This window comes from Rhizobium sp. FG96, assembly GCF_057808655.1.
Window position 1 is genome coordinate 102,496 of sequence record NZ_JBMDIL010000016.1, and the last position, 26,203, is coordinate 128,698.

Annotated in this window: 25 protein-coding genes and 2 pseudogenes; 10 read left to right on the plus strand and 17 right to left on the minus strand. The window is 62.2% G+C overall.

Annotated features, from left to right (window positions below):
• Positions 1–57 precede the first annotated feature (57 nt).
• Both ACODR6_RS26815 and ACODR6_RS26820 read left to right on the plus strand, forming a co-directional pair.
• Entirely contained in the window at positions 58–978 is a 921-nt protein-coding gene (locus ACODR6_RS26815; RefSeq protein WP_489025385.1) for a fructose bisphosphate aldolase, read from the plus strand.
• A 113-nt stretch (positions 979–1,091) separates the two neighbouring features.
• On the plus strand, positions 1,092–2,009 hold the full coding sequence (locus tag ACODR6_RS26820; RefSeq protein WP_203428069.1) for a PhzF family phenazine biosynthesis protein: 918 nt from the start codon (positions 1,092–1,094) through the stop codon (positions 2,007–2,009).
• On the opposite strand, the gene ACODR6_RS26825 is transcribed toward ACODR6_RS26820, so the two are convergent.
• On the minus strand, positions 2,006–2,170 hold the full coding sequence (locus tag ACODR6_RS26825) for a hypothetical protein (protein ID WP_199629045.1): 165 nt from the start codon (positions 2,168–2,170) through the stop codon (positions 2,006–2,008). The two genes, ACODR6_RS26820 and ACODR6_RS26825, sit on opposite strands and share 4 nt — an antisense overlap.
• Positions 2,171–2,344: 174 nt before the next feature.
• Between ACODR6_RS26825 and ACODR6_RS26830 the strand changes: the two genes are divergently transcribed.
• From ACODR6_RS26830 to rcdA, 3 genes are all read left to right on the plus strand, one after another.
• The gene (locus ACODR6_RS26830; RefSeq protein WP_203428067.1) at positions 2,345–3,625 is read left to right on the plus strand and encodes an MFS transporter; all 1,281 of its coding nucleotides are present in this window, start codon (positions 2,345–2,347) and stop codon (positions 3,623–3,625) included.
• A 25-nt stretch (positions 3,626–3,650) separates the two neighbouring features.
• Positions 3,651–3,842 carry a DUF1192 domain-containing protein gene (locus ACODR6_RS26835; protein WP_112719876.1) on the plus strand — a complete coding sequence of 64 codons (192 nt, stop codon included), beginning with the start codon at positions 3,651–3,653 and terminating at the stop codon, positions 3,840–3,842.
• A 378-nt stretch (positions 3,843–4,220) separates the two neighbouring features.
• Positions 4,221–4,736: a protease adaptor protein RcdA gene (gene rcdA, locus ACODR6_RS26840; protein ID WP_112719877.1), complete on the plus strand. Its 516-nt coding sequence runs from the start codon at positions 4,221–4,223 to the stop codon at positions 4,734–4,736.
• Positions 4,737–4,883: 147 nt separating this feature from the next.
• Here the strand turns inward: rcdA and rpmE are convergent, their stop codons facing one another.
• Positions 4,884–5,105 carry a 50S ribosomal protein L31 gene (gene rpmE / locus ACODR6_RS26845; RefSeq protein ID WP_007527409.1) on the minus strand — a complete coding sequence of 74 codons (222 nt, stop codon included), beginning with the start codon at positions 5,103–5,105 and terminating at the stop codon, positions 4,884–4,886.
• Positions 5,106–5,228: 123 nt separating this feature from the next.
• Here rpmE and ACODR6_RS26850 point away from each other — a divergent pair, with 123 nt between their 5' ends.
• Positions 5,229–7,100 carry an ABC transporter transmembrane domain-containing protein gene (locus tag ACODR6_RS26850; RefSeq protein WP_489025389.1) on the plus strand — a complete coding sequence of 624 codons (1,872 nt, stop codon included), beginning with the start codon at positions 5,229–5,231 and terminating at the stop codon, positions 7,098–7,100.
• 1 nt (position 7,101) lies between these two features.
• On the opposite strand, the gene ACODR6_RS26855 is transcribed toward ACODR6_RS26850, so the two are convergent.
• Positions 7,102–8,322 carry an adenylate/guanylate cyclase domain-containing protein gene (locus ACODR6_RS26855; protein WP_413710229.1) on the minus strand — a complete coding sequence of 407 codons (1,221 nt, stop codon included), beginning with the start codon at positions 8,320–8,322 and terminating at the stop codon, positions 7,102–7,104.
• Positions 8,323–8,552: 230 nt separating this feature from the next.
• Here ACODR6_RS26855 and ACODR6_RS26860 point away from each other — a divergent pair, with 230 nt between their 5' ends.
• Both ACODR6_RS26860 and ACODR6_RS26865 read left to right on the plus strand, forming a co-directional pair.
• Positions 8,553–9,542 carry a Bug family tripartite tricarboxylate transporter substrate binding protein gene (locus ACODR6_RS26860; protein WP_489025392.1) on the plus strand — a complete coding sequence of 330 codons (990 nt, stop codon included), beginning with the start codon at positions 8,553–8,555 and terminating at the stop codon, positions 9,540–9,542.
• 65 nt (positions 9,543–9,607) lie between these two features.
• Positions 9,608–9,796, plus strand: coding sequence for a YegP family protein (locus tag ACODR6_RS26865; RefSeq protein ID WP_489025394.1), 189 nt, complete (start codon positions 9,608–9,610; stop codon positions 9,794–9,796).
• Between the two features lie 40 nt (positions 9,797–9,836).
• On the opposite strand, the gene ACODR6_RS26870 is transcribed toward ACODR6_RS26865, so the two are convergent.
• The 4 genes from ACODR6_RS26870 to ACODR6_RS26885 form a co-directional block, all read right to left on the minus strand.
• Positions 9,837–11,474: an FAD-binding dehydrogenase gene (locus tag ACODR6_RS26870; RefSeq protein WP_489025396.1), complete on the minus strand. Its 1,638-nt coding sequence runs from the start codon at positions 11,472–11,474 to the stop codon at positions 9,837–9,839.
• A 122-nt stretch (positions 11,475–11,596) separates the two neighbouring features.
• Positions 11,597–12,628, minus strand: coding sequence for a peptidoglycan -binding protein (locus tag ACODR6_RS26875; protein ID WP_112719884.1), 1,032 nt, complete (start codon positions 12,626–12,628; stop codon positions 11,597–11,599).
• A 3-nt stretch (positions 12,629–12,631) separates the two neighbouring features.
• Positions 12,632–13,717, minus strand: coding sequence for a MotA/TolQ/ExbB proton channel family protein (locus ACODR6_RS26880; protein WP_112719885.1), 1,086 nt, complete (start codon positions 13,715–13,717; stop codon positions 12,632–12,634).
• Between the two features lie 113 nt (positions 13,718–13,830).
• On the minus strand, positions 13,831–14,631 hold the full coding sequence (locus ACODR6_RS26885; protein ID WP_112719886.1) for an inositol monophosphatase family protein: 801 nt from the start codon (positions 14,629–14,631) through the stop codon (positions 13,831–13,833).
• 211 nt (positions 14,632–14,842) lie between these two features.
• On the opposite strand from ACODR6_RS26885, the gene ACODR6_RS26890 reads away from it, so the two are divergent.
• Positions 14,843–15,421, plus strand: a complete 579-nt coding sequence (locus ACODR6_RS26890) for a TetR/AcrR family transcriptional regulator (RefSeq protein ID WP_489025399.1) — start codon at positions 14,843–14,845, stop codon at positions 15,419–15,421.
• 71 nt (positions 15,422–15,492) lie between these two features.
• Positions 15,493–16,233 (plus strand): 3-oxoacyl-ACP reductase family protein, encoded by a 741-nt coding sequence (locus tag ACODR6_RS26895; protein ID WP_489025401.1) that lies wholly within the window; start codon positions 15,493–15,495, stop codon positions 16,231–16,233.
• A 33-nt stretch (positions 16,234–16,266) separates the two neighbouring features.
• On the opposite strand, the gene ACODR6_RS26900 is transcribed toward ACODR6_RS26895, so the two are convergent.
• From ACODR6_RS26900 to ACODR6_RS26945, 10 genes and pseudogenes are all read right to left on the minus strand, one after another.
• Positions 16,267–17,364, minus strand: a complete 1,098-nt coding sequence (locus ACODR6_RS26900; protein WP_130282046.1) for a protein-glutamate methylesterase/protein-glutamine glutaminase — start codon at positions 17,362–17,364, stop codon at positions 16,267–16,269.
• 12 nt (positions 17,365–17,376) lie between these two features.
• Positions 17,377–18,231, minus strand: a complete 855-nt coding sequence (locus ACODR6_RS26905) for a CheR family methyltransferase (protein WP_130282048.1) — start codon at positions 18,229–18,231, stop codon at positions 17,377–17,379.
• A gap of 27 nt (positions 18,232–18,258) precedes the next feature.
• Entirely contained in the window at positions 18,259–18,735 is a 477-nt protein-coding gene (locus ACODR6_RS26910; protein ID WP_112719891.1) for a chemotaxis protein CheW, read from the minus strand.
• 2 nt (positions 18,736–18,737) lie between these two features.
• A pseudogene (locus ACODR6_RS26915) lies at positions 18,738–19,874 on the minus strand (methyl-accepting chemotaxis protein); the annotation flags it as partial.
• 135 nt (positions 19,875–20,009) lie between these two features.
• A pseudogene (locus ACODR6_RS26920) lies at positions 20,010–20,561 on the minus strand (MCP four helix bundle domain-containing protein); the annotation flags it as partial.
• 315 nt (positions 20,562–20,876) lie between these two features.
• Positions 20,877–22,589 (minus strand): methyl-accepting chemotaxis protein, encoded by a 1,713-nt coding sequence (locus ACODR6_RS26925; protein ID WP_489025403.1) that lies wholly within the window; start codon positions 22,587–22,589, stop codon positions 20,877–20,879.
• A gap of 33 nt (positions 22,590–22,622) precedes the next feature.
• Positions 22,623–23,126: a chemotaxis protein CheW gene (locus ACODR6_RS26930; RefSeq protein WP_112719894.1), complete on the minus strand. Its 504-nt coding sequence runs from the start codon at positions 23,124–23,126 to the stop codon at positions 22,623–22,625.
• On the minus strand, positions 23,123–25,198 hold the full coding sequence (locus ACODR6_RS26935) for a chemotaxis protein CheA (RefSeq protein WP_489025405.1): 2,076 nt from the start codon (positions 25,196–25,198) through the stop codon (positions 23,123–23,125). Before ACODR6_RS26935 ends, ACODR6_RS26930 begins: the two co-directional genes overlap by 4 nt.
• On the minus strand, positions 25,195–25,563 hold the full coding sequence (locus ACODR6_RS26940; protein ID WP_112719896.1) for a response regulator: 369 nt from the start codon (positions 25,561–25,563) through the stop codon (positions 25,195–25,197). Before ACODR6_RS26940 ends, ACODR6_RS26935 begins: the two co-directional genes overlap by 4 nt.
• Complete coding sequence (locus ACODR6_RS26945; protein ID WP_489025407.1) at positions 25,560–25,889, minus strand: STAS domain-containing protein; 330 nt, start codon at positions 25,887–25,889, stop codon at positions 25,560–25,562. Before ACODR6_RS26945 ends, ACODR6_RS26940 begins: the two co-directional genes overlap by 4 nt.
• Positions 25,890–26,203 lie beyond the last annotated feature (314 nt).

Genomic DNA, 26,203 nt, shown 5'->3' on the forward strand with positions numbered 1-26,203 from the left:
ATGACGGCCAGCGAGCCTTGAGGCGCGTAATGCGCAAACTTTGGGGATAGGAGCAGTATGGTAGACGCGAACATGTTGAATAAGATGAGCTCTGCACCGGGCTTCATTGCAGCGCTGGACCAGAGCGGTGGCTCGACGCCCAAGGCATTGCGTCTCTATGGCGTGAATGAATCCGATTACTCCGGCGATGACGAGATGTTTCGCCTGGTGCATGCCATGCGCGTCCGCATCATGAGCGCGCCCAGCTTTTCGGGCGACAAGGTCATCGGCGCGATCCTTTTCGAGCGCACCATGGATGGCGATGTCAACGGCCAGCCGGTTCCGTCCTACCTCTGGGAAAAGCGCGGCGTCGTCCCCTTCCTGAAGGTCGACAAGGGTCTCGAGGCTGAGGCAAACGGCGCTCAGGTGATGAAGCCGATGCCGGATCTCGACGCGCTGCTGATCCGCGCCCGGGAAAAGGGAATATTCGGCACGAAGATGCGCTCGGTCATAGCCCATGCCGACAAGGCAGGCATCGCCGCCGTCGTGAAGCAGCAGTTCGAAGTCGCGCGTCAGATCATCGGCCACGGCCTCGTCCCGATCATCGAGCCGGAAGTCTCGATCGACAGCCCGACGAAGCAAGAAGCAGAAGCCATCCTGCGCGACGAGATCCTCAAGGAACTGGACAAGCTTCCCGCAGGCGACAACGTCATGATCAAGCTGACGATCCCGACGGTTGCCGATTTCTATGCGCCGTTGATCGCTCATAAGTCGGTGATCCGCGTCGTCGCCCTTTCCGGCGGATACAACACCGAGGACGCCTGCGAAAAGCTCAGCCACAACGACGGCATGATCGCGAGCTTCTCGCGCGCACTGGCGGAAAATCTGCGCGTTTCGATGAGCGACGCGGAATTCGACGCGAGCCTGACCGCAACGATCACCCAGATCTATGCGGCGAGCGTCGACAAGTCTCCGGCGCGCGAGAGCGCCCTCGTTTGACCGGCAATGGGCGGCCCGGGCCGCCCATTTTTCTTTGTCACGGCGACAAGTTTGCCCCTTCTGTCACAGGCGCTCCCGGCTAAACATCTGGGAAAGCCGAACGGGAGCCAGCCGTGCCCAATCTCTCCTACACAACACTCGACGTCTTCACCTCCACGCGTTTCGAAGGCAATCCGCTCGCCGTCATCACCGGCGCCGAAGCGCTCGATACCGGCACGATGCAGAAGATCGCCGCCGAGTTCGGCTATTCCGAAATCACCTTCGTCCTGCCGCCGAAGGATCCGGCCAACACCGCGCATGTCCGTATCTTCACGCCGACCATGGAAGTGCCCTTCGCCGGCCATCCGAATGTCGGCACCGCCTATTTCATCGGCCAGCAGAGCGAGATCTTCGGCAAGCCGGTCGGCGATCGCCTGCGTTTCGAGGAGGCCGCGGGGATCGTCGACGTCGACCTGCGCCGCAGCAACGGGCAGGTGACCGCCGCGACCATCCGCGCACCGAAGCCGCTGCAGACGGGCGCAACGATCCCGGAAGCCGATATCGCCCGCTGCATCGCCATCCGGCCGGACCAGATCGCCACCGCGCTCCACCGCCCGCTCTTCGTCTCCGTCGGCCTCGAATTTGCCGTCGCCGAGCTCGACAGTCTGGAGGCGCTTGCCGCGGCGGTGCCGAACCCTGCCCTGTTCCGTGAAGCCGCTGGCAACCGCAGCGAAAACAATCACGACTTCTCGCTGTTCCTCTATGTGCGCTCGAAGGAGAACCCCTGGCACCTTCGCGCGCGCATGTTTGCACCGCTCGACAACGTCGCCGAAGACCCGGCGACCGGCAGCGCCTCGGCTGCCCTCTCGGCCTATCTGGTTTCCCGCGCGCCCGGAACCGACGGCCAGCAACGCGTCACCATCGAGCAGGGTGTCGAGATGGGCCGCCGCAGCATCATCGAGGTTGATGTGACGAAAAACGGCGACACGGTCACCGATGTCCGGATCTCCGGCAGCTGCGTCTTCGTCATGCGCGGCGAGATCCTGGCCTAGCCGACGAACTCGCGGGCGATCAGCGCCACCGACCAGATCGCGAAAGCGACCAGCGCAATCTTCCAGAAGTCCATCCTGCGTCGCAAACCGGGCAGCCCCAGCGGCTTGATGATGTGTATGACCATGGCCAGGATGAGCAGCAATGCGAGCAGCTTGGTCATGGTTTTATTTTTCCAACATTATCAGAATGTCACAGGACGGACATTATTCCGCGCAAACACAAGATTTCTTCATGCCGTAGCGGCATTCCGGGGCACAATCAACACCATAGGGGCTAGGCGGGACAGCGTCTCGTCTTATGTCTTTTCAACACAGAACTCTTCGAGAGTGGGGATATGAGAAGAAATCTGCTGTCCGTCGCTGCGCTGCTTTTCGGAACGCTTTTCCTCTTCATGGGCAACGGCCTGCAGGGCATCCTGCTTCCCGTCCGCGGCAATCTCGAGGGCTATGCCACAACCACGCTCGGCCTGCTCGGCACATCCTGGGCCGCAGGCTTCGTCGTCGGCTGCCTCGTGGCGCCGAACATGGTGCGCCGTGTCGGCCATGTGCGCGCCTTCTCCGGCTTCATCTCGATCATCGCCATCTCCGCTCTCTTCAGCGGCATCATCATCGATCCCTTCTGGTGGATCGCGCTGCGCGCCGTCACCGGCTTCTCCACCGCCGGCACCTCGATGATCATCGAAAGCTGGCTGAACGAGCGGGCGACCAATGAGAGCCGCGGCGCGATCTTCTCGCTCTATATCGCCATCACCCTTTTCGGCGTCGTCGGCGGCCAGATGATGATCCCGCTCGAAGATGTGCGCACGCCCGTTCTCTTCATGATCTGCGGCGTCTTCTATTGCGTCGCCATGCTGCCGACCACACTCTCGACCGCAGCCTCGCCGCAGCCGCTGAAGGCGGTCAGGCTCGATCTGCCGGCGCTCTACCGCAATTCGCCGGTTTCCTGCCTCGGCATCCTGCTCGTCGGCATCGCCAATGGCGCCTATGGTACGCTGGGCGCGGTTTTCGGCGCCGGTGCCGGCCTTTCCGATACCAGCATCGCCATCATGATGAGCGCCACGATCTTCGCCGGTGCCGTCATGCAGTTCCCGGCCGGCCGCCTCTCCGACCGTATCGACCGCCGCTATGTGCTGGCCGCCATGTCGGCGCTTGCCGCCCTCGCCGGCATCCTCATCGTCGTCTTCAGTCCGTCGGATCCCTTCTGGGTGATCGGCCTCGTCGTTTTCTACGGCGCGGTCGCCAACACGCTCTATCCGATCGCCGTCGCCCATGCGAACGACTTCGCCTCCTCCGAGGATTTCGTAAAGGTCTCGGGCGGCCTGCTGCTGCTCTATGGCATCGGCACGGTAATCGGCCCGACCATCGGCGGCCCCGTCATGTCCGTCGTCAGCCCGCACGCGCTGTTCCTGGTAACCGCCATCGCGCATATCCTGATCGCCGCCTACGCGATCATCCGCAGCCGCCTGCGCGCCGCCATACATCCAAGCGAACGCGACGCCTATACGACGATCCCGACGGCAACCTCGCCGATGATCACGCCCGAGAGCATGACCCTTGCCGACCGCGGTTCCAGCAAGGCTCCCGAAAGCGGCGATCCTGCTGTAAAGTACGGCTGAAAAGCCAACGCAGGAGGATTGCCCCATGAGCTTCTTTGACGAGGAACGGCCACAGAAGAAGACAGCGCACGAGATCGGCCAAGACCTGTCGCTGCTGTCCGTCGGCGAACTCAAGGAGCGCGTCGAGCTCCTGAAAAGCGAGATCGCGAGACTCGAAGCCGAGTCGGCGAAGAAGGCTTCCGGGCGCGCTGCGGCCGAAGGCCTGTTCCGCTCGTAAAAGCCCGAAAAAAGTCACAGGCAAGCGCAAAACGCGCCGCGGCAAGTCTCAATCAAGAACAGTATTAACATACAATTAAGCTTTACGAGCTATTACTTAACGCATCCAGATTTCGTCTGGATCTCAGACAGTTTTCCATGCGGTGAATTGGTCTGATTTTTCTCCCTGTTTTACCTTGAGAGCCGCTTTTGCGGCTCTTCTTTTTGCCTGCGCGGCCGTTCACCACGAATCTGTGGAAGTTAACCCTTTCTTAAGAAACGCCTTGCGCATTTAGGGTAATGATACCATCTTAAAGACATAAAGACCCGCCGCTGAAACTTTTACTTCCGGCTGGCGTTACCTGACCATATGTAGACGCGTGCAACAGGGACCATTGGAATGTCGGAACTTGGTTTGAATACGATCAGCTTCGCAGGACGCGCCGCCGCATCGTCGCAGTTCAAGACGCTTTATGCAGAAGGCATGTCGCTGGTCGAAGAAACCGCAGCCTACCTCGATGGTAACGGCCGCGCCGCTTCGAAGGTCCTGCCCCGCATGGCATCCGTCCTCTACGCAGCAGAATCCATGCGCCTCACCACCCGCCTGATGCAGATGGCATCCTGGCTGCTCCTGCAGCGCGCCGTCAACAACGGCGAGATGTCCCGCGATCAGGTTCTCGCTGAAAAGAACAAGGTTCGCCTCGACGGCTTCAACGTCGACCGCAACGCTCCGGGCTGGGGCGACCTGCCGGAATCCTTCCGCGATCTCGTCGAGCGCTCGCTGCGCCTGCAGAACCGCATCGCCCTGCTCGATCGCGAAATCTACCGTCCGTCGGAAGCACCGATCGTGCATGACAACCAGAACAGCGTCCAGGCGCAGCTCAGCCTGCTGCAGACGGCGTTCGGCAACAACTAAGTTTCTACTGCCATACTTTAAAGACCGGCCGGCTGTGTTCCCTGCACAGTCGGCCTTTTCATTTCCTGCCGAAATCCAGAATCCGGACAATAAAAAAGCCCGGTCGAAACCGGGCTCTTTTCAAATTCCGTAGTACCGCAGAAGCGATTAGAGGCCGAGGCCGCCGAAGCGCTTGTTGAACTTGGAAACGCGGCCACCGCGGTCCATGAGCTGCTGGTTGCCGCCCGTCCATGCCGGATGGGACTTGGAATCGATTTCGAGGTTCATGACAGCGCCTTCCGAACCCCAGGTCGAGCGGGTTTCGTATTCGGTACCGTCAGTCATGACCACCTTGATGGTGTGGTAGTCGGGATGGATATCAGCCTTCATAACAATCTTCCTGCGATGCCAGGGTCCAATTTGACGCATGTCATTGCGGCAAGAGAACCGATTGAATAAATGAAGCCGCAGTCGCGAAGGCTACGGCTTCCCATTCGGATGCGGTGCCTATACATGAAGGCCATCCGGATAACAAGTGCCAACAAGCTGGTGATCAACGGTTTGAAGGCGATTGGAGATGATTTGACAGACGCAGTGCAGGGCGGGGAAAAGAAGTCGCGGTCGCTGAAGCCTCTCGGACGGTTGACGCCTTATATCATGCGCTATCGCGGCATGGTCGCCGGAGCTCTCGTCGCGCTCGCACTCGCCGCCGTCACCTCTCTTGCCCTGCCGCTCGCCGTCCGCCGGATGATCGACCACGGCTTCACCCAGCCTGACGGCACCTTCATCAACAGCTACTTCGCCATGCTGATGGGGATGGCCGTCGTGCTCGCGATCGCCAGCGCGCTGCGCTACTATTTCGTCATCACGCTCGGCGAGCGCATCGTCTCGGATCTGCGCCAGGATGTGTTCACGCATGTCACCCGCCTCTCCCCCTCTTTCTTCGACGTCAACCAGTCCGGCGAGATCGTCTCGCGGCTGACGGCCGATACGACGCAGATCAAGTCCGCCGTCGGCGCGACAGCCTCGGTGGCGCTGCGCAACCTGATCCTCTGTTTCGGCGCCATGGGCATGATGGTCGTGACATCGCCGAAGCTCGCAAGCCTGGCGCTCGGCGCCATCCCGCTGATCGTCTTCCCGCTCGTCGCCTTCGGCCGCTCGGTGCGCAAACGCTCGCGCGCCGCGCAGGACACGCTGGCGCAAGCCTCCGCCTTCGCCAACGAGACGATCGCCGCCACCCGCACCGTACAGGCCTTCAACGGCGAGGATGCCGCTTCCGGCCGCTATGCTTCCGCCGTCGAATCCGCCTATCAGGCCGCGCGTTCCGCCATCCGTTCGCGCGCGCTCCTGACCGGCATCGCCATCACCCTGATCTTCGGCAGCGTCGTCGCCGTTCTCTGGGTCGGCGCCCACAACGTTCTGACCGGCACGCTGTCTGCCGGCACACTCGGCCAGTTCCTGCTCTATTCGGTGATTGCCGCCGGCTCGCTCGGCGCGCTCTCGGAAGTCTGGGGCGAGCTCTCGCAGGCCGCCGGCGCCGCCGACCGCCTGACCGAACTGCTGGACGAAGTCTCCCCGATCTCAGCCCCGGCCAAGCCCGAAACGCTGCCGATGCCCGCCCGTGGCAGGGTCGAATTCACCGATGTGCACTTCGCCTATCCCTCGCGGCCGGACAAGTCCGCCCTGCACGGCCTGACCTTCAACGTCGTGCCCGGTGAAACCGTAGCGATCGTCGGCCCATCCGGCGCCGGCAAGAGCACGGTCTTCTCCCTTCTGCTGCGCTTCTACGATCCGCAACTCGGCGGCATCAACGTCGATGGTCTCGATGCCCGCAGCGTCTCGCCTGACGATCTGCGCGAGCGCATGGCGATCGTGCCGCAAGACGTGACGATCTTTGCCGCCTCGATCCACGACAACATCGCCTTCGGCCGCCCCGGCGCCAGCCGCGAAGAGGTGCGCGCAGCCGCAATCGCCGCGCAGGCAGACGAGTTCATCGCCCGTCTTTCGAATGGTTACGATACCGAGGTCGGCGAACGCGGCATCACGCTTTCAGGCGGCCAGCGCCAGCGCATCGCCATTGCCCGCGCCATCCTGAAGAATGCCCCGATCCTGCTCCTCGACGAAGCGACATCGGCTCTCGATGCCGAAAGCGAAACGCTGGTCCAGAAGGCTCTCGACGGCCTGATGCAGGGCCGCACGACGCTGGTGATCGCCCACCGCCTCGCAACCGTCCTCAAGGCCGACCGCATCCTCGTCATGGACCAGGGCCGCGTCGTCGAGGAAGGCACCCACCAAACCCTCATCCGCCACGGCGGCATCTACGCCAAGCTCGCCAAGCTGCAATTCGATGCAGGGGCTGAAGAGTTTCTGGCGGCGGTGAAGTAAGCTACCCCTCCGGAAACGTGAAGACATCGACCGGCTCGCCGAGACCGCGCAGCGGGAAGGTGCCGACGGGTTTCAGTTCGGCACCGCATTTGGCCATGTCGACGAAGGCTTTCGAGATCAGCACCGGCTGGCCGACGTCCTTGGTCAGGGTTTCCAGCCGCGAGGCGACGTTGACGGCCGGGCCGATGACAGTGAAGTCGAGGCGTTTGCGCGAGCCGATATTGCCGTACATCACATCGCCGACATGGACGCCGACGCCGTAGCGGAGCTCGACGACGCCGCGTTCGGCGTTGAACGTGTTGAGGTCGTTGATCGCCTTGCGGGCTTCCTTGAGCGACGTCAGCAGATTGCGGCAGGCATCGGGATTGCTGAGCGGGAAGATCGCGAGCAGCCCGTCGCCCATGAATTTCAGGATCTCGCCGCCATGCCGCTCGATCGGCTCCGACATCGCGTCGAAATAGGCGTTGAGCAGCTCGATCACGTCGTCGCGCGGCCACATGTCCGAGATCGTCGTGAAGTCGCGGAGATCGCAGATCAGGATCGCCGCGCCGACTGTGCTGCCGCTGCCGCGGGTGGTGGCGCCCGCCAGGATCTGCTCGCTCGCATGCGGGCCGACATAGGTCTGCAGCAGGGTGCGCGCCAGGATATTCTTCACCCGGATTTCGCTGACCAGCGTCAGCGCCGGAAGAAGATCACGCAGGAAGGCGATCTGATCGGCGGTGAAGCCGCCGGCAACATTGCTGGAGAAGGTCACCACATGCCGTTTGCCGAGCGTGTGCTCCAGCGGCCAGGCGATGTAATCTGTCAGCCCCTCGCCGCGCAGTTCCTCGTAGAGCGCATAGTCGCTGCGGATTTCGCCTTCGAGGTCCTGGCGCACTTCCGAAGCGCCGCTGAAGATCTCGTTCATCGGGCTGCTGAGGAACTGCGGCGTGTTTTCGACACCATAGCCGAAGGTGGTGATTTTCGCGTCCTTCATGCCCGGCCGCCAGAGAACCCGCGCACCCATCCATTGCGGATGCAGCGTACGGAAGTGCAGCGTAGCCCGGCCGAGCGGCACGCCCGCCTCGATCAGCCGCTCGTTCATCTCGACGAAGATATTGTCGATGAAGCGTTCGCTGCGGGTTTCGTTGACGAGCCAATCGAGGATACGGCGGCGGCGCAGCGGCCAGGCGCCGTCTTCGGCAGCAGTGGAGATGGAAAGAGCATCGGGGGACGGATGCATATCAAAACCTCATGAGGGCCACCCGCGGGGCGAGCGGCAGAAGACTTGCTTTATCCCTAGATGGTTATCGGAGGAGCAAATGTAATATCAATCCCCCATTCCAAGGCGACTAAAGTCGAATTCGCTTCGGCACCATCCGTGGTTGCCTTTAAAGCGCGCTGCCCTAACCTCCTCCTGCCCGGTCAGACGCAGCCGGGTGCATAGCTGTTGAATTCTGGGAGGAGAATCGAATGGCGCTTTTCAATTTCACCCGCCGGGCAAGCCTGGCGCTCGGCCTTGGGCTGTTTGCCACGCTCAGCGCCGGCACGGCGATGGCGGAAGGCTTTCCGGATCGCACGATCACGATGGTCGTGCCTTTCGCGGCCGGCGGATCGACCGACGTGGTGGCCCGCATCATCGCCGAGAAGATGTCGGAGGACCTCGGCCAGCAGGTGATCGTGCAGAACGTCGCCGGTGCCGGCGGCAATCTCGGCGCCGATAATGTCGCCCGCGCCGAACCGGATGGCTACACCATCCTGATGGGCACCGTCGCCACCCACGCGCTGAACCCGCTGATCCTGAAATCGACGCCCTACGACCCGCAGAAGGATTTCTCGCCGGTCTCGCTTCTCGTCATCGTGCCGAACGTGCTGGTCGTCAATCCGGAGCTGCCCGCCAAGAACGTGCAGGAACTGATCGCGCTTTTAAAGGCCGAGCCGGACAAGTGGAGCTACGCCTCTTCGGGTAACGGCACGCCGCTGCATCTCTCCGGCGAGCTCTTCAATGCCATGGCCGGCACCAAGATGCAGCACATCCCCTACAAGGGGGCAGGACCGGCGCTGACCGATCTTCTCGGCAACCAGGTGTCGATCATGTTCGACAACCTCCCTTCCTCGTCCGGCCATATCAAGAGCGGCAAGCTTCGGGCGCTGGCGGTCACGACGGCCCAGCGCGCGCCCTCTTTCCCTGACATTCCGACGGTCGCTGAATCAGGTGTTCCGGGCTACGAGACCTATACCTGGAACGCGCTTTTCGCCCCGGCCAATACGCCCGCAGATGTCGTCGCCAAGCTGAACGAGTCGGCCAACAAGGCGCTCAAGGATCCGGCTGTCGCAGGCCGCATGAAGGAGTTCAGCGCCACCATTGTCGGCTCGACGCCGGACGAGCTTGGCGCCCATGTGAAGGCCGAATTGGCGAAGTGGGAGCCAATCGTCGAAGGCGCAAATATCCAGATGGAATAGTCTCAACTTTTGCTCTAGATTATCGCCTGTTACCGGGGCAACTTCCTGATTTTGGGAGACATTCGATGTATAAGTTTGAAGTGTACAAAGACAAGGCCGGCGAATTCCGTTTCCGCTTCAAGGCGTCTAACGGCGAGCAGATGTTCGGCTCGGAAGGTTACAAGGCCAAGGCATCCGTGCTGAGCGCCATTGAATCCATCAAGAAGAATGCGCCCGGCGCAACAGTTGACGATCAGACCAAGCCCACGGCTTGATCCTGACAAAGGCGGCACCCGATAAGGTTGCCGCCTTTTCTCATACCGCTCGCCCGGCCACGCGGCCGGAAAAAATACAACCGCCGAGGAAGGTCCCTTCCAGCGCGTTGTAACCATGCATGCCGCCACCGCCGAAGCCGGCGACCTCGCCCGCTGCATAGAGACCAGGCACCGCATTTCCATCAGGACCGATAACCCGGGCCGACAAATCCATTTCCAGCCCGCCGAGCGATTTGCGCGTCAGGATGTGCAGACGTACAGCGATCAACGGCCCCTTGGCCGGATCGAGCAACCTGTGCGGCCGCGCGGTTCTGAGCAGCTTGTCGCCGACATAGCCGCGAGCGCCGCGGATCGCCGTCACCTGCGCATCCTTGGAGAAGCTGTTTTCTATCTCGCGGTCGCGCGCCTCGATCTGATGGCGGATATGCGACACGTCGAGCAGCCCCTCGCCCGTCAGCGCATTCATGCCATCGACCAGCTGCTCCAGCGTGTTGCGGACGATGAAATCCTCGCCTTTGTCCATGAAGGCCTTCACCGGCCCCGGCGGCTCGCTGCCGAGGCGCTGCAACAGCAGCTTGATATCCTTGCCTGTCAGATCCGGGTTCTGCTCGGAGCCGGATAGCGCGAATTCTTTCTTGATGATCGCCTTGGTGAGGATGAACCAGCTGTAGTCGTAGCCGGTCTGTCTGATCGCCTTCAGCGTCCCCAACGTATCGAAGCCCGGCATGGCAGGGGCGGCAAACCGGTTGCCGCGCGCATCGCACCAGAAGGACGACGGCCCGGGCAGGATGCGGATGCCGTGGTTCGCCCAGACCGGATCCCAGTTCTTCAAGCCTTCTGTGTAGTGCCACATGCGATCGCCATTGATGACGCGGGCGCCCGCCCGCTCGCCGATCTCCAGCATGCGGCCATCGACATGCGCGGGCACGCCCGCGACCATGGAAGCCGGTGGAGGTCCGAGCCGCTGCTGCGGCCAGTTGCGCCGGACGAGATCGTGATTGCCGCCGATACCGCCGGACGTGACGATGATCGCACCGGCCCGGATCTGGAAGGTGCCGGAGATCATCCGCGCTGTCGGCTTGCCGCGCGGGGCATTGTCGGGCACCAGCACGGTGCCGAAGGCCCCGACGACAGTGCCGTTCTCGACGATCAGGTCGTCGACGCGATGGCGGAAGGCGAAGGTGATCTTTCCTTCTTCCTCTGCCGCGCGCACACGGCGAATGAACGGCTCCAGAACCGCCGGTCCCGTTCCCCAGGTCAGGTGAAAGCGCGGCACCGAATTGCCGTGACCATGCGCCATGCCGCCGCCGCGCTCGGCCCAGCCGACGACAGGAAACCAGCGCATGCCCTGCTGATGCAGCCAGGACCGTTTTTCGCCTGCGGCAAATTCGAGATAGGCTTCGGCCCAAAGCCGCGGCCAGTAATCCTCCGGCCGGTCGAAACCTGCAGATCCAGACCAGTCCTGCCGCGCCAGATCGATATTGTCGCGAATGCCCAGCCGCCGCTGCTCGGGACTGTTGACGAAGAACAGCCCGCCGAGAGACCAGAAAGCCTGGCCCCCGAGGCTCTGCTCCCCTTCCTGATCGACGATGCAGACCTTGTGTCCGCGATCGGCAGCCTCGGCTGCCGCCACCAATCCCGCCAGGCCTGCGCCGATGACGAGCACATCACATTCCATCCCGAACGCCTCCCCCGCATTCACGAATCCAAGGTTATGCAGTGGCAGCGTCAGCCGCAACTGCTGGATTCCACTCTCTGAAATTTGGGGCGATGGCAGGGCGGCGAAACGCCACCCCACACTTATTTCTCGGTGAGCTTGAGCTCGATACGGCGGTTCGTCGCCCGGGCTTCCGGTGTGTCGCCTGGCGCGATCGGCTGGAACTCGCCGAAGCCGGCGGCCACCAGGCGGTCGGCGGGAACACCCTGCGAGATCAGGTATTTGACGACCGAGATCGCGCGCGCCGAGGAGAGCTCCCAGTTGTCGCGGTAGCGGCCGCTGCCGGAGAGCGCGACATTATCCGTGTGGCCATCGACGCGCAGCACCCAGTTGATCTCCGGCGGAATTTCCTTGGCGAGATCGAGAAGTGCGGCGGCAAGCTTGCCCATCTCGGCCGTGCCGTCGGGGTTCAGATCCGAGCTGCCCGATGGGAACAGCACTTCCGACTGGAACACGAAACGGTCGCCGACGATGCGAATGTTTTCGCGGTCGGAGAGGATTTCGCGCAGGCGGCCGAAGAAGTCCGAACGATAGCGGTTGAGTTCCTGCACGCGCTGCGCCAGCGCGACGTTCAGGCGGCGGCCGAGATCAGCGATCTTCGTCTGCGAGGTCTGGTCCTTCTGCTCGGATGCCTGCAGGGCCGCTTCGACGGCGGCGATCTGGCTGCGAAGCGCTGAAATCTGCTGATTGAGCAGCTCGACCTGGCTCATCGCCCGCTCGCTGACCTGCTTCTGCTCGTCGAGTTCCTTGGTCAGGCCGCCAATCTTCTGCTGCGCGGCGTCCTGCCCGCCGGAACCGGCGTCGAGCAGCGCCTGCAGCCGCGAACGCTCGCTCTCGGCACCCGCAAGCGAAGCCTGCAGATTGGCAACGGAATCCTCGAGATCCTGCTTGCTGCCCTTCTCCAGCGCCAGAAGCTGCGTCAGCTCGTTGATCTGGCTGTTGAGGCGGTTCAGCACCTCGTCACGGCCGGAAATCTCGCGGCTGAGAATGAACTGGCCAACGACGAAGACCGTCAGCAGGAACATGATGGCGATCAGCAGCGTCGACAGCGCGTCGACGAAACCCGGCCAATAATCGACCGTACGCTCGCGGCGGCGGTTCTTGGCAAGAGCCATGGCTTATTTGCCCTCGCTCTTTTCGGTCTGGCTGCTGCGGTAGCTGGTGCGCTCCTGGCCACCGATACGCTCGGCGAGCCTGTCGAGCGTGCGGCGCATCGCCTTCGCCTCGTCCTGCTGTGCCTCTATCCAGTCGCGCAGCATCTGCTGCTCGTTGCGCATGTTCTTGACGAGGCCCTGAATGCCTTCGGCGAGGCTCGCCATCGCGGCGACCGAGCGCTGGTTGCCCGCGCCCCCTTCTTCCGAAACCTTCTTCAGATAATCGGAAAGCGCACGGACGTCTTCGGACGATCCGGCGGGTGCATCGAGCGCGGCGGCGACGGGAACATCGGAGCCCACGTCAGTGACCGAGGACAGTGCGTTTTCCAGCTCCATGTAAAAGCGGTTCTGCGCGCGGCCGGCCTGCAGGTCGAGGAAGCCGAGGATCAGCGAGCCGGAAAGGCCGAGCAACGAGGACGAGAAGGCCTGGCCCATGCCCGACAGCGGAGTCGACAGGCCTTCCTTCAGGGTGGCGAGAACATCGCCCGATCCGTTCGATCCGGCATCCAGCGACTGAATGACGTTGCTGATCGAGCCGATCGTGCCGATCAGGCCCCAGAAGGTGCCGAGCAGACCGAGGAAGACGAGCAGGCCGATGAGATAGCGCGAGGTGTCACGGGATTCATCGAGGCGTGTGGCGATCGAATCGAGGATCGAGCGCAGCGCCGTCGTCGACAGCGTCGCCGTCGATTTGCGGTTACCGATCAGCGCCCGCATCGGCGCCAGCAGCCGCGGATTGCGGTTCACCTTGTCGGCGCTGCCTGCGGCACGGAACGAATTGAACCAGCGCACTTCCGGGCGCAGCGCCAGAACATGATTGAAAACCAGAATGATGCCGACGGCGAGAACACCGAGGATCAGCCCGTTGAGGCCGGGATTGTGCATGAACGCCGTCTGCGTCTGCCTGAAAAGGATCGCGGCAATGAAGCCGACGATCACCAGGAACAGGAGCATCGTCCAGAGGAAGGACATCGGGCTGGAGAGTTTGTACGTATAGGTACCGCTCGGTTTTTCGGTCGAGCCGAACTCCGCCGCATTCACATTTTCCATGGTCTCGCAGCCTCCGGATTGCTAGCACCGGGAGACTAGAGCAACATTGTGCCGAATTGAAGTATGCCGGGACAGAAAACCGTGTGTTTACAACAGTCGGTTTTGATGAGGTCCTACTTCGAAGGGATAGGGCGCTTGATGACTTCCATAAGCGCTTTGTGGATGTACTCGTTGCCGGCGACCACTGCGCCACCTTCAACGACGTTTGCTCCACCATCCCAATCGGTTGCGTAGCCGCCTGCTTCGCGGATCAGCAGGATACCGGCAGCGATATCCCAGGCCGAGAGACCGTTTTCCCAGAAGCCGTCGAAACGGCCGGCAGCGACGTAGGCGAGATCGAGCGAGGCCGAACCCATGCGGCGCACGCCGGCAACTTCGCCCATCACATGGCGCAACTCGACGAGGAACTTGCCGTGATTGCCGCGGCCGAGATGCGGCACGCCGCAGGCAACGACGGCATCCGACAGGACGCGGCGGGCGCCGACGCGCAGGCGGCGATCGTTGAGGAATGCGCCACCGCCACGTTCGGCGGTGTAGAGTTCGTCGGTCGCCGGATTGAAGACCACGCCTGCGACGATTTCGCCGTTGCGCTCCAGAGCGATCGAAACGGCAAACATCGGAATGCCGTGCAGGAAGTTGGTCGTGCCATCGAGCGGATCGACGATCCAGCGATGCGCGCCGTCGGTGCCCTTGATCTCTTCACTTTCCTCGCCGAGGAAGCCGTAGGTCGGGCGAGCCTTCAGAAGCTCGTCCTTGACGATCTTCTCGGCCTTGCGATCAGCGTTGGAAACGAAGTCGCCCGGTCCCTTGACCGAAACCTGCAGGTTCTGAACTTCCCCGAAATCACGCCCCAGCGACTTGCCTGCCTTGATGGCAGCCTGAACCATGACATTGAGAAGAGCAGAACGGGCCATGTTGGCAATTTCCTTGGAACTGGTACGGGGTCGCTGTCAGGGCGGGAAAGGTCCCTGATCGCCGGAAAAGGCAGCGCTTTATAAGATTGGCGGCCTCAAGACCACAAAATCACGGAAATTTCAAGGGGAGAGGCGCCGAGCGGCTTCAGCGAGCGCCGGAGAGGTTAAAATTATTCTAGACAAATCAGTCCAGAAACCCTATCTGAGGGTCATGGCACGTCACAAGGAATTTGACCGGGACAAGGCTCTCGGCGCCGCTATCGGCATCTTCTCCCAGCATGGCTACGAGGGGAGCTCGACCGATGCCCTGCTAACGGCGATGAAGATCAGCCGGCAAAGCATGTACGATACCTTCGGCGGCAAGCGCAGCCTCTATCTGGAGGCGCTGAAGCGCTACAACACCGACAGTGTCGCGCGCATCGTTGATGACATGAAGGGGAACGGCTCTGCGCTCGACGCATTGGAAGCCGCCCTCGTCGCCTTCGCCTCGCGTCCCACTGCCGAGGCATCGCTCGGCTGCATGGGCGTCAGCGCCGTCTGCGAGTTCGGCAGGACCGACAATGACGTCGCGACGCTGACAGACAGCGCTTCGGCCACTCTCGGCCGGGCAATCACCAGGCTGATCGAAGACGGCCTAGCAAGCGGCGAGATCAGCGCCGAGATCGATCCGGATGCCGCCGTACAATTTCTTGGCGCAACGCTATCCGGCATGAAGGTCAGCGCCCGCAACGGCGCCACACCGGACATCCTCACAACAATCGCCCGCCTCGCCATCCGCAGCCTTCGCTAACAAGAGGGTTGGCCGAGCGCGCCTTTGCATATCCAATTCTAGACTAAACAGTCCAAATAAGGAGACATGACATGACGAAACCTCTTGATGGAAAGACCGCACTGGTGACCGGCGGCTCCCGCGGCATCGGCGCAGCAATCGTCCGCCGTCTTGCCGAGGACGGCGCGGCGGTGGCCTTCACCTATGCAAGTTCGAAGGAAAAGGCCGAGGCTCTAGCGGCCCGGATCGAGGCCGAGGGCGGCAAGGCAATCGCCATCCAGGCCGATAGCGCCGATGCGGCCGCACTGCAGGCGGCAATCGATCAGGCCGCCCGCCATTTCGGCGGGCTCGATATTCTGGTCAACAATGCCGGGATCCTGATGCGCAGCCCGATCGACACCTTTTCGCTCGACGATTTCGATCGCATGTTCGCCATCAACGTCAAAGCGGTCTTTGCCGGGACGCAGGCGGCTGCAAGGCACATGCAGAGCGGCGGCCGGATCATCACCGTCGGCAGCGTCACTGCCGAGCGCAGCGGCTTTCCCGGCGCATCGGTCTACAGCATGACGAAAGGCGCTGTCGCCGCCATGACCCGCGGCCTTGCACACGATCTCGGTCCACGCGGCATCACCGTCAACGCCATCCAGCCCGGCCCGACGGCGACGGACATGAACTCGGATCCGGGTTCGCATGAGATGCTGCAGGGGCTGATGGCGCTCGGTCGTCTCGGCGAGGACCGCGAGATTGCCAGCCTTGCCGCCTATCTCGCCAGCCCCGATGCATCCTTCGTCACCGGCGCTAGCCTGACGATCGACGGCGGTTATCTCGCCTGAAAACAGAACCGGCGGCCAAGGCCGCCGGCTTTCCTAGAATTTCTGCTGTGTCAGAAGCACTTCGCGGGCGATCTGGTCGAGCGGCAGGATGCGGCTGACGCCGCCCTTGGCGATCGCTTCCTTCGGCATGCCGAAGACGACGCAGCTCGCTTCGTCCTGCGCCACCGTATAGGCGCCGGCCTGGTGCATCTCGAGCATGCCGCGGGCGCCATCGTCGCCCATCCCGGTCATAATGATGCCCATGGCGTTCGAGCCCGCCGCGCGCGCCGCCGAGCGGAAGAGCACGTCGACAGACGGGCGGTGGCGGGAAACCAGAGGCCCTGTCTTCACCGAGACATAGTAGCGAGCCCCCTGACGCTCCAGCAGCATATGCCGGTCGCCCGGCGCGATCAGTACGTGGCCGCGCAGAACAGCGTCGCCATCGGCAGCTTCCTTGACCTCGACTTCGCAGAGACCGTTGAGGCGCTTGGCGAAGGCGGCGGTGAACTTCTCAGGCATGTGCTGAACAATGACCATGCCCGGCGCATTCGCAGGCAATCCTTCCAGAAATTCGCGCAATGCTTCCGTTCCGCCCGTCGAGGCGCCGACGCAGACGACCATCTCGGTGGTCTTCGCCATGGCACGACCCGTCGGCGGCGGCAGCATTGCGTCAGCCGTCAGCTTCTTGGCCGGACCGTCGGCCGAGGCTGAACGCGCCGCCCCCGCCACACGGCGAGCGGAGGGAAGGCGCGCATGAGCCGCACCCTTCACCACCTCGCGAATGCGGATCGCATCGTCGGCCAGACTGTCGGCCGCACCGATCTTCTGCTTGAGAATGATATCCACCGCGCCGGCTTCCAACGCCTGGATCAGCGTTTCGGAACCTGCTTCGGTCAGCGACGAGCACATGACGACCGGGATCGGATGCTGCGACATCAGCTTGCGCAGGAAGGTGATGCCATCCATGCGCGGCATCTCGACATCCAGCGTGATGACATCAGGGACGTCTTCCTGCAGCTTGCGGGCGGCCATGAAGGGATCTGTCGCCACCCCCATGACTTCAATATCGGGATCTTCCTCGAGAATGCGCACCAGCGTCTGACGAACGCTGGCGGAGTCATCGATGACGAGAACGCGAACCTTCTTTCCCATCTCTTTCCTGCTCTACTTCTTTTGGAACACCGTGTTGGAAACCTGCTTCAGCGGCAGGTCGAATCCGGTGATCGATTCCGAGTGGCCGATGAACATGTAGCCGCCATCGGCAAGGCAGTCGCAGAGCCGCGTCAGCACGGATTGCTGCGTCGGCTTGTCGAAATAGATCAGCACATTGCGGCAGAAGATGATCTGCATCGGCTCGCCGACCGGATATTTGTCGTCCATCAGGTTCATGCGCGCAAAGCCGATCTTGCTGCGCAGCTTTGGCGAGATGCGCACTTCGCGGCGCCCGGCCTGCTTGGCGGTCATTACATATTTGCGCTGCAGATCGTAAGGCACCGGCTGCACCAGATCCTGCGCATAGATGCCGCGGCGCGCCGTCTGCAGCACATCGGTGCTGAGGTCGGTCGCCAGCACGCTGTAGGAAAGACCGGCATTCTCTTCCACGAATTCGGAAAGCACCATCGCCATCGTGTAAGGCTCGGCGCCCGTCGAGCAGGCCGAGCTCCAGGTGCGGATCTTGCGCACGCCGCTCGAAACCAGCGCCGGCAGCGCCGTCATCTGCATATACTCGAAATGCTTGGCTTCGCGGAAGAAGTCCGTCTTGTTGGTGGTGACGACATCGATCAGATAGACCGTTTCCTGATCCAGGCCGCCTTCATCGAACAGGAAATCGCAATAGTCGTCGAATGTCGAATGGTTGGTGGCGCGAAGGCGGCGGCGCAGCCGGCCCTCCAGCATCGTCAGCTTCGACGGCGGCATCTTGATGCCGCTGTAGTCGTAGATGAACCGGGAAAGCTTGTCGAAATTGCGCTTGCTGATCCGGTCGCCCGGCAATTGGGCTTCCACTGCTGCCATACTCATAACTCAAAACCCCCAAAAGTCGGCAGCCTAAGCTGCCGATTGCAATGCCGAAGCGTCCTCGCGCGACAGCAGCCGCGCCAGGTCGACGATGACGACGAAGCCGTTTTCACGGCGCACGACGCCAGCGATGTAATCGGAACGCCAGCGGGTACCGATATCCGGCGCCGCCTCGATCTGGTCCTGCCGGAAGGGCGTCACCTCGAAGACCCGGTCGGCGACGAGGCCGAGCGTCAGCACCCGGCTTTCCATCGGTATGTCGAGAACGAGCACACGCGTATGCGGCGTGGGCACGGTCTTCGACATACCGAGTTTCAGGCGCAGATCGATGGTCGGAACACCCTGGCCGCGCACGTCGCGAAGGCCGAGCAGATAGTCGGGACCGTTGGGAATCTTGAAAGCTTCCGCATAGTCCAGAATTTCCCGCACCACCTCCACCGGAACGGCGAAGATTTCATCGCCGAGGCTGAAGGTCACGAATTGAGCTTCCAGGGATGTCGAGGCCATGATTATGCGCTTTCCTTGAATTCGGCGTCACCGTCGTCGGGACCACCCATTGACATGTCCAGGGCAAAACCTTTCGCGCGGGCCTGCTGGCTGGCGACGCTGTTGGCTGCCGCAACCGCCTTGACGGGCTTGCGCGGCGAAGCGGCGGGGCGGGCGCTCATCCGGGCAGCTGTCGTGCGGGCGTGGCCCGAGGTTTCGACCTTGAAGAAGGCGATCGAGGCCTGCAGTTCCTCGGCCTGGGTGGCGAGCTCTTCCGAGGTTGCCGACATCTCTTCCGATGCGCCGGAATTCTGCTGGGTCACCTTGTCGAGCTGCTGGATCGCTTCGTTGATCTGGGCCGCACCGATATCCTGCTCGCGGCAGGCGGCGCTGATCTCGGAGACGAGTTCGGCGGTCTTGCGGATATCCGGCACCAGACGGCCGAGCATGTCGCCGGCATCCTGCGCTGCCTTGACTGTGTCGGTCGACATCGAGCTGATCTCGGCGGCAGCAGACTGGCTGCGTTCGGCAAGCTTGCGGACTTCCGATGCGACGACAGCGAAGCCCTTGCCATGTTCGCCGGCACGAGCGGCTTCGACGGCGGCGTTCAGAGCGAGAAGGTCGGTCTGACGGGCGATTTCCTGAACGATGCCGATCTTCTGGGCGATGGTGCGCATGGCCTCGACAGCGCGTGCCACGGCCTCGCCGCTGGTTTCCGCGTCCTTGGCGGACTGACGGGCGATCTTTTCCGTCTGGGCGGCGTTATCGGCGTTCTGCTTGATGTTGGCGGCCATCTCTTCCATCGAGGCAGACGCCTCTTCGGCCGATGCTGCCTGCTCGGTCGCGCCCTGCGAAACCTGCTCGGCGCTGGCCGAGAGTTCCTGGCTGCCGGAGGAAACGTTGTCGGCGGCCGAGAGAGCATCGGCAACGACGCCACGCAGACGCTCGACCATGCTTTCCAGCGAGAGTCCAAGCACGTCCTTGTCGGACAGCGGCTTCGGCGTGACGGTCAGGTCGCCATTGGCGATCTTGTCGGCAATGCTTGCCGTATCGCGAAGATTGGCCGTCATGGTGTTGAGGGCATCGACGAGGTCGCGGACTTCATCGTTGGAATTGACGGTCGCGGTCGCCGAGACATCGCCGCGTGCGACGGCACTTGCGAGATCGGTGGCTGCCGAAAGGTTCCGCTTGATGGCACGGGTCACGAAGATCACGACACCGATCGCGGCGAGCGTGATCAGCAGACCCATCGTCACGGTCATCTGGATCAGCGAGTGGAAGAGAGCAATGCCCTGCTCGCGCAGATCCTTGGCGGCCTTAAGCTGATATTCGGTCAGCTTGCTGATGCCGTCGGTCGTCGGGTCGATCGCAGGATAAAGGTCGTTCTTGGCGAATGTATCGAGCTTGGCGGTATCGCGCGTCTGGAGAATGTCCTGAAGCTCGGCGACCTTGACGTCGGAGCGCGCCATGTCGGACTTCACCTTCTCGGCGATCACGCTTTCTTCTGGCGTCAGCTGGGTGGCGAGATAGGCCGACCACTGATCGGAGATGACATGCTTGGCGCCTTCGATATTGGAGGCGGCCTGCTGCCAGTCGAGCTTTTCGGCATGCAGCTTGTGCGTCGTATCGACGATGCTGACGGCATAGGCGTCCGACACCAGCTTGAGCTGCTGCAGCGGAACGACGCGGTCGTCATAGATCGACTTCATCGATTCCGTCATGGCGTTCATGCCGTAATAGGCGCCGCCGCCGATGACGCTGGCGATAGCGATGCTGGACGAGATCTGGATTGCAAGAATTTTGGCGCCGATGGAACGGAAGATTCCCTTTTTGCGGCCGGTAGTCATGGGGGCATTCCTCGCTAGAGATGTTCTGGTTGATCCGGCTGAACGCGCGGCTTTCCGCGCCGCCCAAACGGCAGTCGTTCGAAATGTCTTGCTGGTTCCAAAATCATCGTCGCGTCACCGGCACCGTTTTGTACCGGCCTTTTCACGATCAGCAGCAAAACCGCGGAGCGCCAGCCACGGATGCTTTCTCCCTCGGAGAGCCTTCAAGCCGGTCCGCATCCTGCGGTGGCCTGGGCCGATCGACACCGGCGCATACACACGCCGGGCATTTCATGCCGCGGACTTCTCAGCCCGCGGCACTTGTTCATCTATCGATCAGGCGCTTTCGCGGAAGTCGTCGTCGTGCGAGTCCGGGCCGCCCATCGACATGTCGAGTGCGAAGCCCTTGGCACGGGCCTGCTGGGCCGACACCGACTGGCTGCTATGGCTGAAGTGCGAGTGATCGCTGGCGGGCTTGCGAACCGGAGCCGAAGCCTTGACGACCTTGGTCACGGCCTTGACCGGCGTGCGCTGCGCGCTGGAACGGGCCGCACCTGCGGTATCGACCTTGAAGAAGGCGATCGAGGCCTGCAGCTCTTCTGCCTGTGCAGCAAGCTCTTCCGACGTCGCCGACATTTCTTCCGATGCACCGGCGTTCTGCTGGGTCACCTTGTCGAGTTGCTGGATCGCTTCGTTGATCTGCGAGGCGCCGATATCCTGTTCGCGGCAAGCAGCACTGATCTCGGAGACGAGTTCGGCGGTCTTGCGGATATCCGGAACCAGGCGGCCGAGCATTTCGCCGGCGTCGCGGGCGGCCTTGACCGTATCGCTCGACATCGAGCTGATCTCGGCAGCGGCAGACTGGCTGCGTTCGGCCAGCTTGCGGACTTCCGAAGCAACGACCGCAAAGCCCTTGCCATGTTCGCCTGCACGGGCCGCTTCGACGGCGGCGTTCAGAGCGAGCAGGTCCGTCTGGCGGGCGATTTCCTGAACGATGCCGATCTTCTCGGCGATCGTGCGCATCGCATCGACAGCGCGGTTGACGGCGTCGCCGGAAGCCTCCGCGTCCTTGGCGGACTGGCGGGCGATCTTTTCCGTCTGGGCGGCGTTATCGGCGTTCTGCTTGATGTTGGCGGCCATCTCTTCCATCGAGGCGGATGCTTCTTCGGCAGATGCTGCCTGCTCGGTCGCGCCCTGCGAAACCTGCTCGGAGGAAGCCGAGAGCTCCTGGCTGCCCGAGGAAACGTTGTCGGCGGCCGAGAGAGCATCGGCAACGACGCCGCGCAGACGCTCGATCATCACGTTGACGTTGCCGAGCAGTTCGCCGATTTCGTCGCGGTTGGTGATTTCGGCGGTCTTCGTCAGGTCACCTTCGGAGACTTCGCGAACGACGGTGTTGGCGCGGGTCAGGCCCTTGGAGATCGTGTTGGCGATCCAGAAAGCGGTAGCCGCGGCAATAAGGAATGCGGCCGCAGCAATCGCGATCATCGTGGTGCGGGTATTTGCATATTGAACGTCGGCGCTGTTGTCCGCATCGCTCATCTTCTGCTTTTCGATCTGCAGCATCTCATCGAGAGCACCATCGATGGCATTTGCGGTCTGGCGTGCGTCACCGACGGAAACCGCGGTCGCACCGTCCTTGTTGCCCGCCTGCAGCATCTGGCGGATCTGGTCGTCGGCATCGATGAAGCGCTTAGCGATACCATCGATTTCAGCCCAGCGGGCGCGGTTCTCGGGATCAGCAATCTTCTGAACGCCGCTCAGGGCGGTCGTCAGGTCTTCGCGGGCAGAATTGCCCTTTTCGATCGAGGACTGCATTTCCTTCGGATCGGAAGCCGCAAGCAGGTTCTTCTGCTGGCGAATGGTTTCAAGCTGCGCAATGTTGATGTTCTGCGTCAATTCCAGACGCGCGGCCGGGCCTGCGAGCAGGTTGCCGAGCGTGTCGTTGAGCGAACCCAGGCTCATGATGCCATAACCGGCCGTGCCCACGAGCATTAATATGATGAAGGTGAACGCTGTCACCAATTTGGCTTTAATTGTCAGTCGCATCGTCCCAGCCCCCTAGCTGATATCAACGGCGTTTCAGTTTGAGTTGCCGGCGCTGTCGTGCCGGGCGGAGAAGATTGCCTGCAGATTGGGGATGATGATGAACTCCCCTCCCCGCTTGACGAGGCAATTGATGTAGTCGGCGCGCCAGCGCATGCCGACACTTGGCGGTGGTTCGCTCGCCGTCTTTGCGAGCGTGGTGACTTCATTCACCTTGTCCGTCCTGAGGCCAACGAGCGTGCGCTCGCCCTGCAGGTCGATTTCGATAACGATGATGCGGCTGTCGATCGTCGCTTCCGTCGCCTCCATGCCGAAGGCGAGGCGCAGGTCCGCCAGCGGAATGACCTTGCCGCGGAAATTGATGACGCTCGCCACATAGGACTGGGCGCCGGGCACAGCGGTCTCCGGCAGCAGATCCAGGATTTCCTGAACCATGACGGCCTCGAGAGCGAAGGTCTCGCCGTTCATGTCGAAGGTCAGGACCTCGACTTCTTCGGCATAGGCCCAATGCTGGTCTACACGTTCGGCTACGGCGCTCATCCTGCGACCCTCATCTGCGCTTCCTGTTGCTGACCGGCGGCCACGAGATGGCCGACGTCGAGAATGAGGGCGACGCTGCCGTCGCCGAGAATGGTGGCGCCGGAGAAGGTCACCACGTCGTTGTGCAGCTTCGACATCGACTTGATGACCGTCTGGTGGTCGCCGATGATCTGGTCGACGACGAGACCGACGCGCTCCGTGCCGGTCGAGATGACCACGACCTTCTGATGCACATCCGGCTTGGTGCCAGTGCGGAAGAGATCGCGAAGGCGCAGGAACGGCACCAGGCTGTCACGCAGCGAGATGAAGCTGCGGCCGCGCGAACGCAGATCCTCTTCCAGCGACAGTTCGAGGCATTCCTCGACCGCCGAGAGCGGGATGACGTAGCGACCGGAGCCGACACGGACGAGAAGGCCGTCGATGATCGCCAGCGTCAGCGGGATGCGCAACGAGACTTCCGAACCCTCGCCCGGGCGGCTCTCGATATCGATCGCGCCACGCAGCGCCTCGACCGTCTTCTTGACGACATCCATGCCGACGCCGCGGCCGGAGAGATTGGTGATCGTCGCAGCCGTCGAAAAACCCGGTGCGAAGATCAGCTGCAGCAGTTCCTGATCGGAAAGTTGCTGGCCGGGCGCGATGAGACCGGAGGATTCCGCCTTGGCGCGGACCCGTTCGCGGTTGATGCCGCGGCCATCGTCCTTGATCGAGATGATCACTTCACCGCCCGACTGGCGGGCGGACAGCGTCACCGTGCCGGCTTCGCTCTTGCCGGCGGCAAGGCGGTCGGCCGGGGTTTCGAGGCCGTGGTCGATCGAGTTGCGCACAAGATGAACGAGCGGATCGGCAAGGCGCTCGATGACCGTCTTGTCGACTTCGGTGCTTTCGCCTTCCGTGATCAGTTCGATCGACTTGCCGGTTTCGCGGGCAAGATCGTGAACGAGGCGGCGGAAGCGCGAGAAGAGCGTGGCGACCGGCACCATGCGCAGCACCATCATCGTGTCGCGAAGCTCGCCGGACAGGCGCTCGATTTCTTCGGAGACGGAGCGCAGTGCGATATCCGAGCTTGAGCTTGCCAGCTGGCTGAGGCGAGACTGCGCGATGACGAGCTCGCCGACGCGGTCCATCAGTTCGTCGAGGCGCTCGGCAGGAACACGGACGTTCTCCTGTGCCTTCGCCTGGCGGCTGTCGACGGCGGCAGCGGCCGGCGCATCGCGCTTGACCGGAACGGCCTCGACCGGCTTGAAGGCCGGAGCGGCGGCAGCCTGCGGTGCGGCAACGGGCGCCGCGACCGGTGCGGGCTCGGCGGCCTTGACCGGCTCGGCTGCGACAGGCGCGGGAGCCTGGGCGGCGTCATCGATATCGACGACTTCGAGCTCCATGTCGTCCATCACGAAGATGAAGACGTCGTCGATCGCCGAACGGTCCTGCTCGCTCTTCAGCGTCACTTCCCAGGAGATGTAGAGTTCGTTCGCCACGAATTCGCCAAGCGGCGGGATACCGGCCGTATTGGCGCGCACCGTGCATTCGCCGAGCTCGCGCAGCTCGTCGAGCAGGCCGAGCGGATTGGTGCCGTTCGCCATCGCATTGGACGGCAGGCTGAAGCGGATGCGCCAGTGATTGAGCTTCTTCTGCGGAGCAGGTGCAGCAACGGCTGCAGGTACCGCTACAGCAGGTGCCGCTTCCTTCGGTGCCGCGGAACCGCCGACGGCGGCCTGCAGCTGGGCAAGCAGTTTCTGCCCGGTATCGCCGTGGTCGGCGTCGGGCTGATCGACGAGCGCGCGCATGTGATCCTGCGCCGCCAGTACCGCCGCCACCAGTTCGGCGGTTGCCGGAACTTCGCCCTTGCGGACGCGGTCGAATGCCGTCTCGCAGTGATGCGTGAAGGCTGCGAGCGCCTCGAAGCCGAACATCGCGCCGGAACCCTTGAGGGTGTGCAGGCCGCGGAAGACGGCATCGACGAGGCCCTTGTCGTCGAGCTGGTGGGTGAGATCGAGAAGCCCGGCCTCGATTGCCTCGAGGCATTCGGCGGCTTCCGTGCGGAATACTGCGACCGGATCGAGCGTGCTCATCTGCCGAGAACTTTCTTGACGATCTTCACGAGGTTTTCAGGATCGAACGGCTTGGTCAGCCAGCCGGTGGCACCGGCCGCCTTGGCGCGGGCCTTGAGATCGGCATCGGACTCGGTGGTGAGGAAGATGATCGGCACGCCCGCCTGGCTCGGCAGCTTGCGCAGCTCCTCGATCATCGTCAGGCCGTCCATGACAGGCATGTTCAGATCGGTGACGATCAGGTCGAACTGCGCGGTCTGCGCGGTTGCCAGACCTTCGGCACCGTTGACCGCCTCGGTGATGGTATAGCCCGCATTGGTCAGCGTGACCTTGGTCGTCAGCCGGATGCTGGCGGAATCGTCGACTGTCAGGATATTGGCGCTCATGCTGTAACCTCTTTATGCAACCAGAACTTCGCGTCCTCGGCGGTGAAGGCTTCGACGAAGCCGGCGCGTTCGAGAACCTTGAGAATACGCTCGCCAACAGGGGACGAGAGCGTCAGGGTCTTGCCTTGCAGCTTGGCCTGGCGGCGCGCGGATTCCACGAGTTGCACGAAGCTCAGATCGGCCTCCGCACTCGATGGAATTTTTAGTATAATTCGATCTTTACTTTCGATTTCACTAGAAATTGTCGCGCTAAGATCCAATACATTCCTGATACTTAGAACTTCAGGCAATGATATAGAATCGCGATGCTGATTATCGCCGCTCAAGACAGCCCCCGAGGCATGAGAAATACTTTTATTCCTCTAAAGGACTCTCATGACAGGCTTAACGGGGAGTAAACTGTGGTTGTAACCGATCTACAATTGCCGCGAGTCCCGACTCCCAAATTCTTACCCAAGATAAGTTATAGTCGGCAATTTTTATGGGTATTTTTTATAAGCAAAATCATATTGTTAAATTAACATGAGAGCTTTCTAACGAGAAAGGCTCCGCATTTTTTACGCATCGTTAATCACAACGCAGGCGAGTCGGCGGCGTTTACCCCTCATTTCCATCCTGCCCGTAAAAATAGCATCAGTTT

Bases quoted from the DNA above. Each gene is read 5' to 3' on its own strand.
- ACODR6_RS26815 (WP_489025385.1), top strand. From the start codon at position 58: ATGGTAGACGCGAACATGTTGAATAAGATGAGCTCTGCACCGGGCTTC.
- ACODR6_RS26825 (WP_199629045.1), bottom strand. From the start codon at position 2,170: ATGACCAAGCTGCTCGCATTGCTGCTCATCCTGGCCATGGTCATACAC.
- ACODR6_RS26830 (WP_203428067.1), top strand. From the start codon at position 2,345: ATGAGAAGAAATCTGCTGTCCGTCGCTGCGCTGCTTTTCGGAACGCTT.
- ACODR6_RS26835 (WP_112719876.1), top strand. From the start codon at position 3,651: ATGAGCTTCTTTGACGAGGAACGGCCACAGAAGAAGACAGCGCACGAG.
- rcdA (WP_112719877.1), top strand. From the start codon at position 4,221: ATGTCGGAACTTGGTTTGAATACGATCAGCTTCGCAGGACGCGCCGCC.
- rpmE (WP_007527409.1), bottom strand. From the start codon at position 5,105: ATGAAGGCTGATATCCATCCCGACTACCACACCATCAAGGTGGTCATG.
- ACODR6_RS26850 (WP_489025389.1), top strand. From the start codon at position 5,229: ATGAAGGCCATCCGGATAACAAGTGCCAACAAGCTGGTGATCAACGGT.
- ACODR6_RS26855 (WP_413710229.1), bottom strand. From the start codon at position 8,322: ATGCATCCGTCCCCCGATGCTCTTTCCATCTCCACTGCTGCCGAAGAC.
- ACODR6_RS26860 (WP_489025392.1), top strand. From the start codon at position 8,553: ATGGCGCTTTTCAATTTCACCCGCCGGGCAAGCCTGGCGCTCGGCCTT.
- ACODR6_RS26865 (WP_489025394.1), top strand. From the start codon at position 9,608: ATGTATAAGTTTGAAGTGTACAAAGACAAGGCCGGCGAATTCCGTTTC.
- ACODR6_RS26870 (WP_489025396.1), bottom strand. From the start codon at position 11,474: ATGGAATGTGATGTGCTCGTCATCGGCGCAGGCCTGGCGGGATTGGTG.
- ACODR6_RS26875 (WP_112719884.1), bottom strand. From the start codon at position 12,628: ATGGCTCTTGCCAAGAACCGCCGCCGCGAGCGTACGGTCGATTATTGG.
- ACODR6_RS26880 (WP_112719885.1), bottom strand. From the start codon at position 13,717: ATGGAAAATGTGAATGCGGCGGAGTTCGGCTCGACCGAAAAACCGAGC.
- ACODR6_RS26885 (WP_112719886.1), bottom strand. From the start codon at position 14,631: ATGGCCCGTTCTGCTCTTCTCAATGTCATGGTTCAGGCTGCCATCAAG.
- ACODR6_RS26890 (WP_489025399.1), top strand. From the start codon at position 14,843: ATGGCACGTCACAAGGAATTTGACCGGGACAAGGCTCTCGGCGCCGCT.
- ACODR6_RS26895 (WP_489025401.1), top strand. From the start codon at position 15,493: ATGACGAAACCTCTTGATGGAAAGACCGCACTGGTGACCGGCGGCTCC.
- ACODR6_RS26900 (WP_130282046.1), bottom strand. From the start codon at position 17,364: ATGGGAAAGAAGGTTCGCGTTCTCGTCATCGATGACTCCGCCAGCGTT.
- ACODR6_RS26905 (WP_130282048.1), bottom strand. From the start codon at position 18,231: ATGAGTATGGCAGCAGTGGAAGCCCAATTGCCGGGCGACCGGATCAGC.
- ACODR6_RS26910 (WP_112719891.1), bottom strand. From the start codon at position 18,735: ATGGCCTCGACATCCCTGGAAGCTCAATTCGTGACCTTCAGCCTCGGC.
- ACODR6_RS26925 (WP_489025403.1), bottom strand. From the start codon at position 22,589: ATGCGACTGACAATTAAAGCCAAATTGGTGACAGCGTTCACCTTCATC.
- ACODR6_RS26930 (WP_112719894.1), bottom strand. From the start codon at position 23,126: ATGAGCGCCGTAGCCGAACGTGTAGACCAGCATTGGGCCTATGCCGAA.
- ACODR6_RS26935 (WP_489025405.1), bottom strand. From the start codon at position 25,198: ATGAGCACGCTCGATCCGGTCGCAGTATTCCGCACGGAAGCCGCCGAA.
- ACODR6_RS26940 (WP_112719896.1), bottom strand. From the start codon at position 25,563: ATGAGCGCCAATATCCTGACAGTCGACGATTCCGCCAGCATCCGGCTG.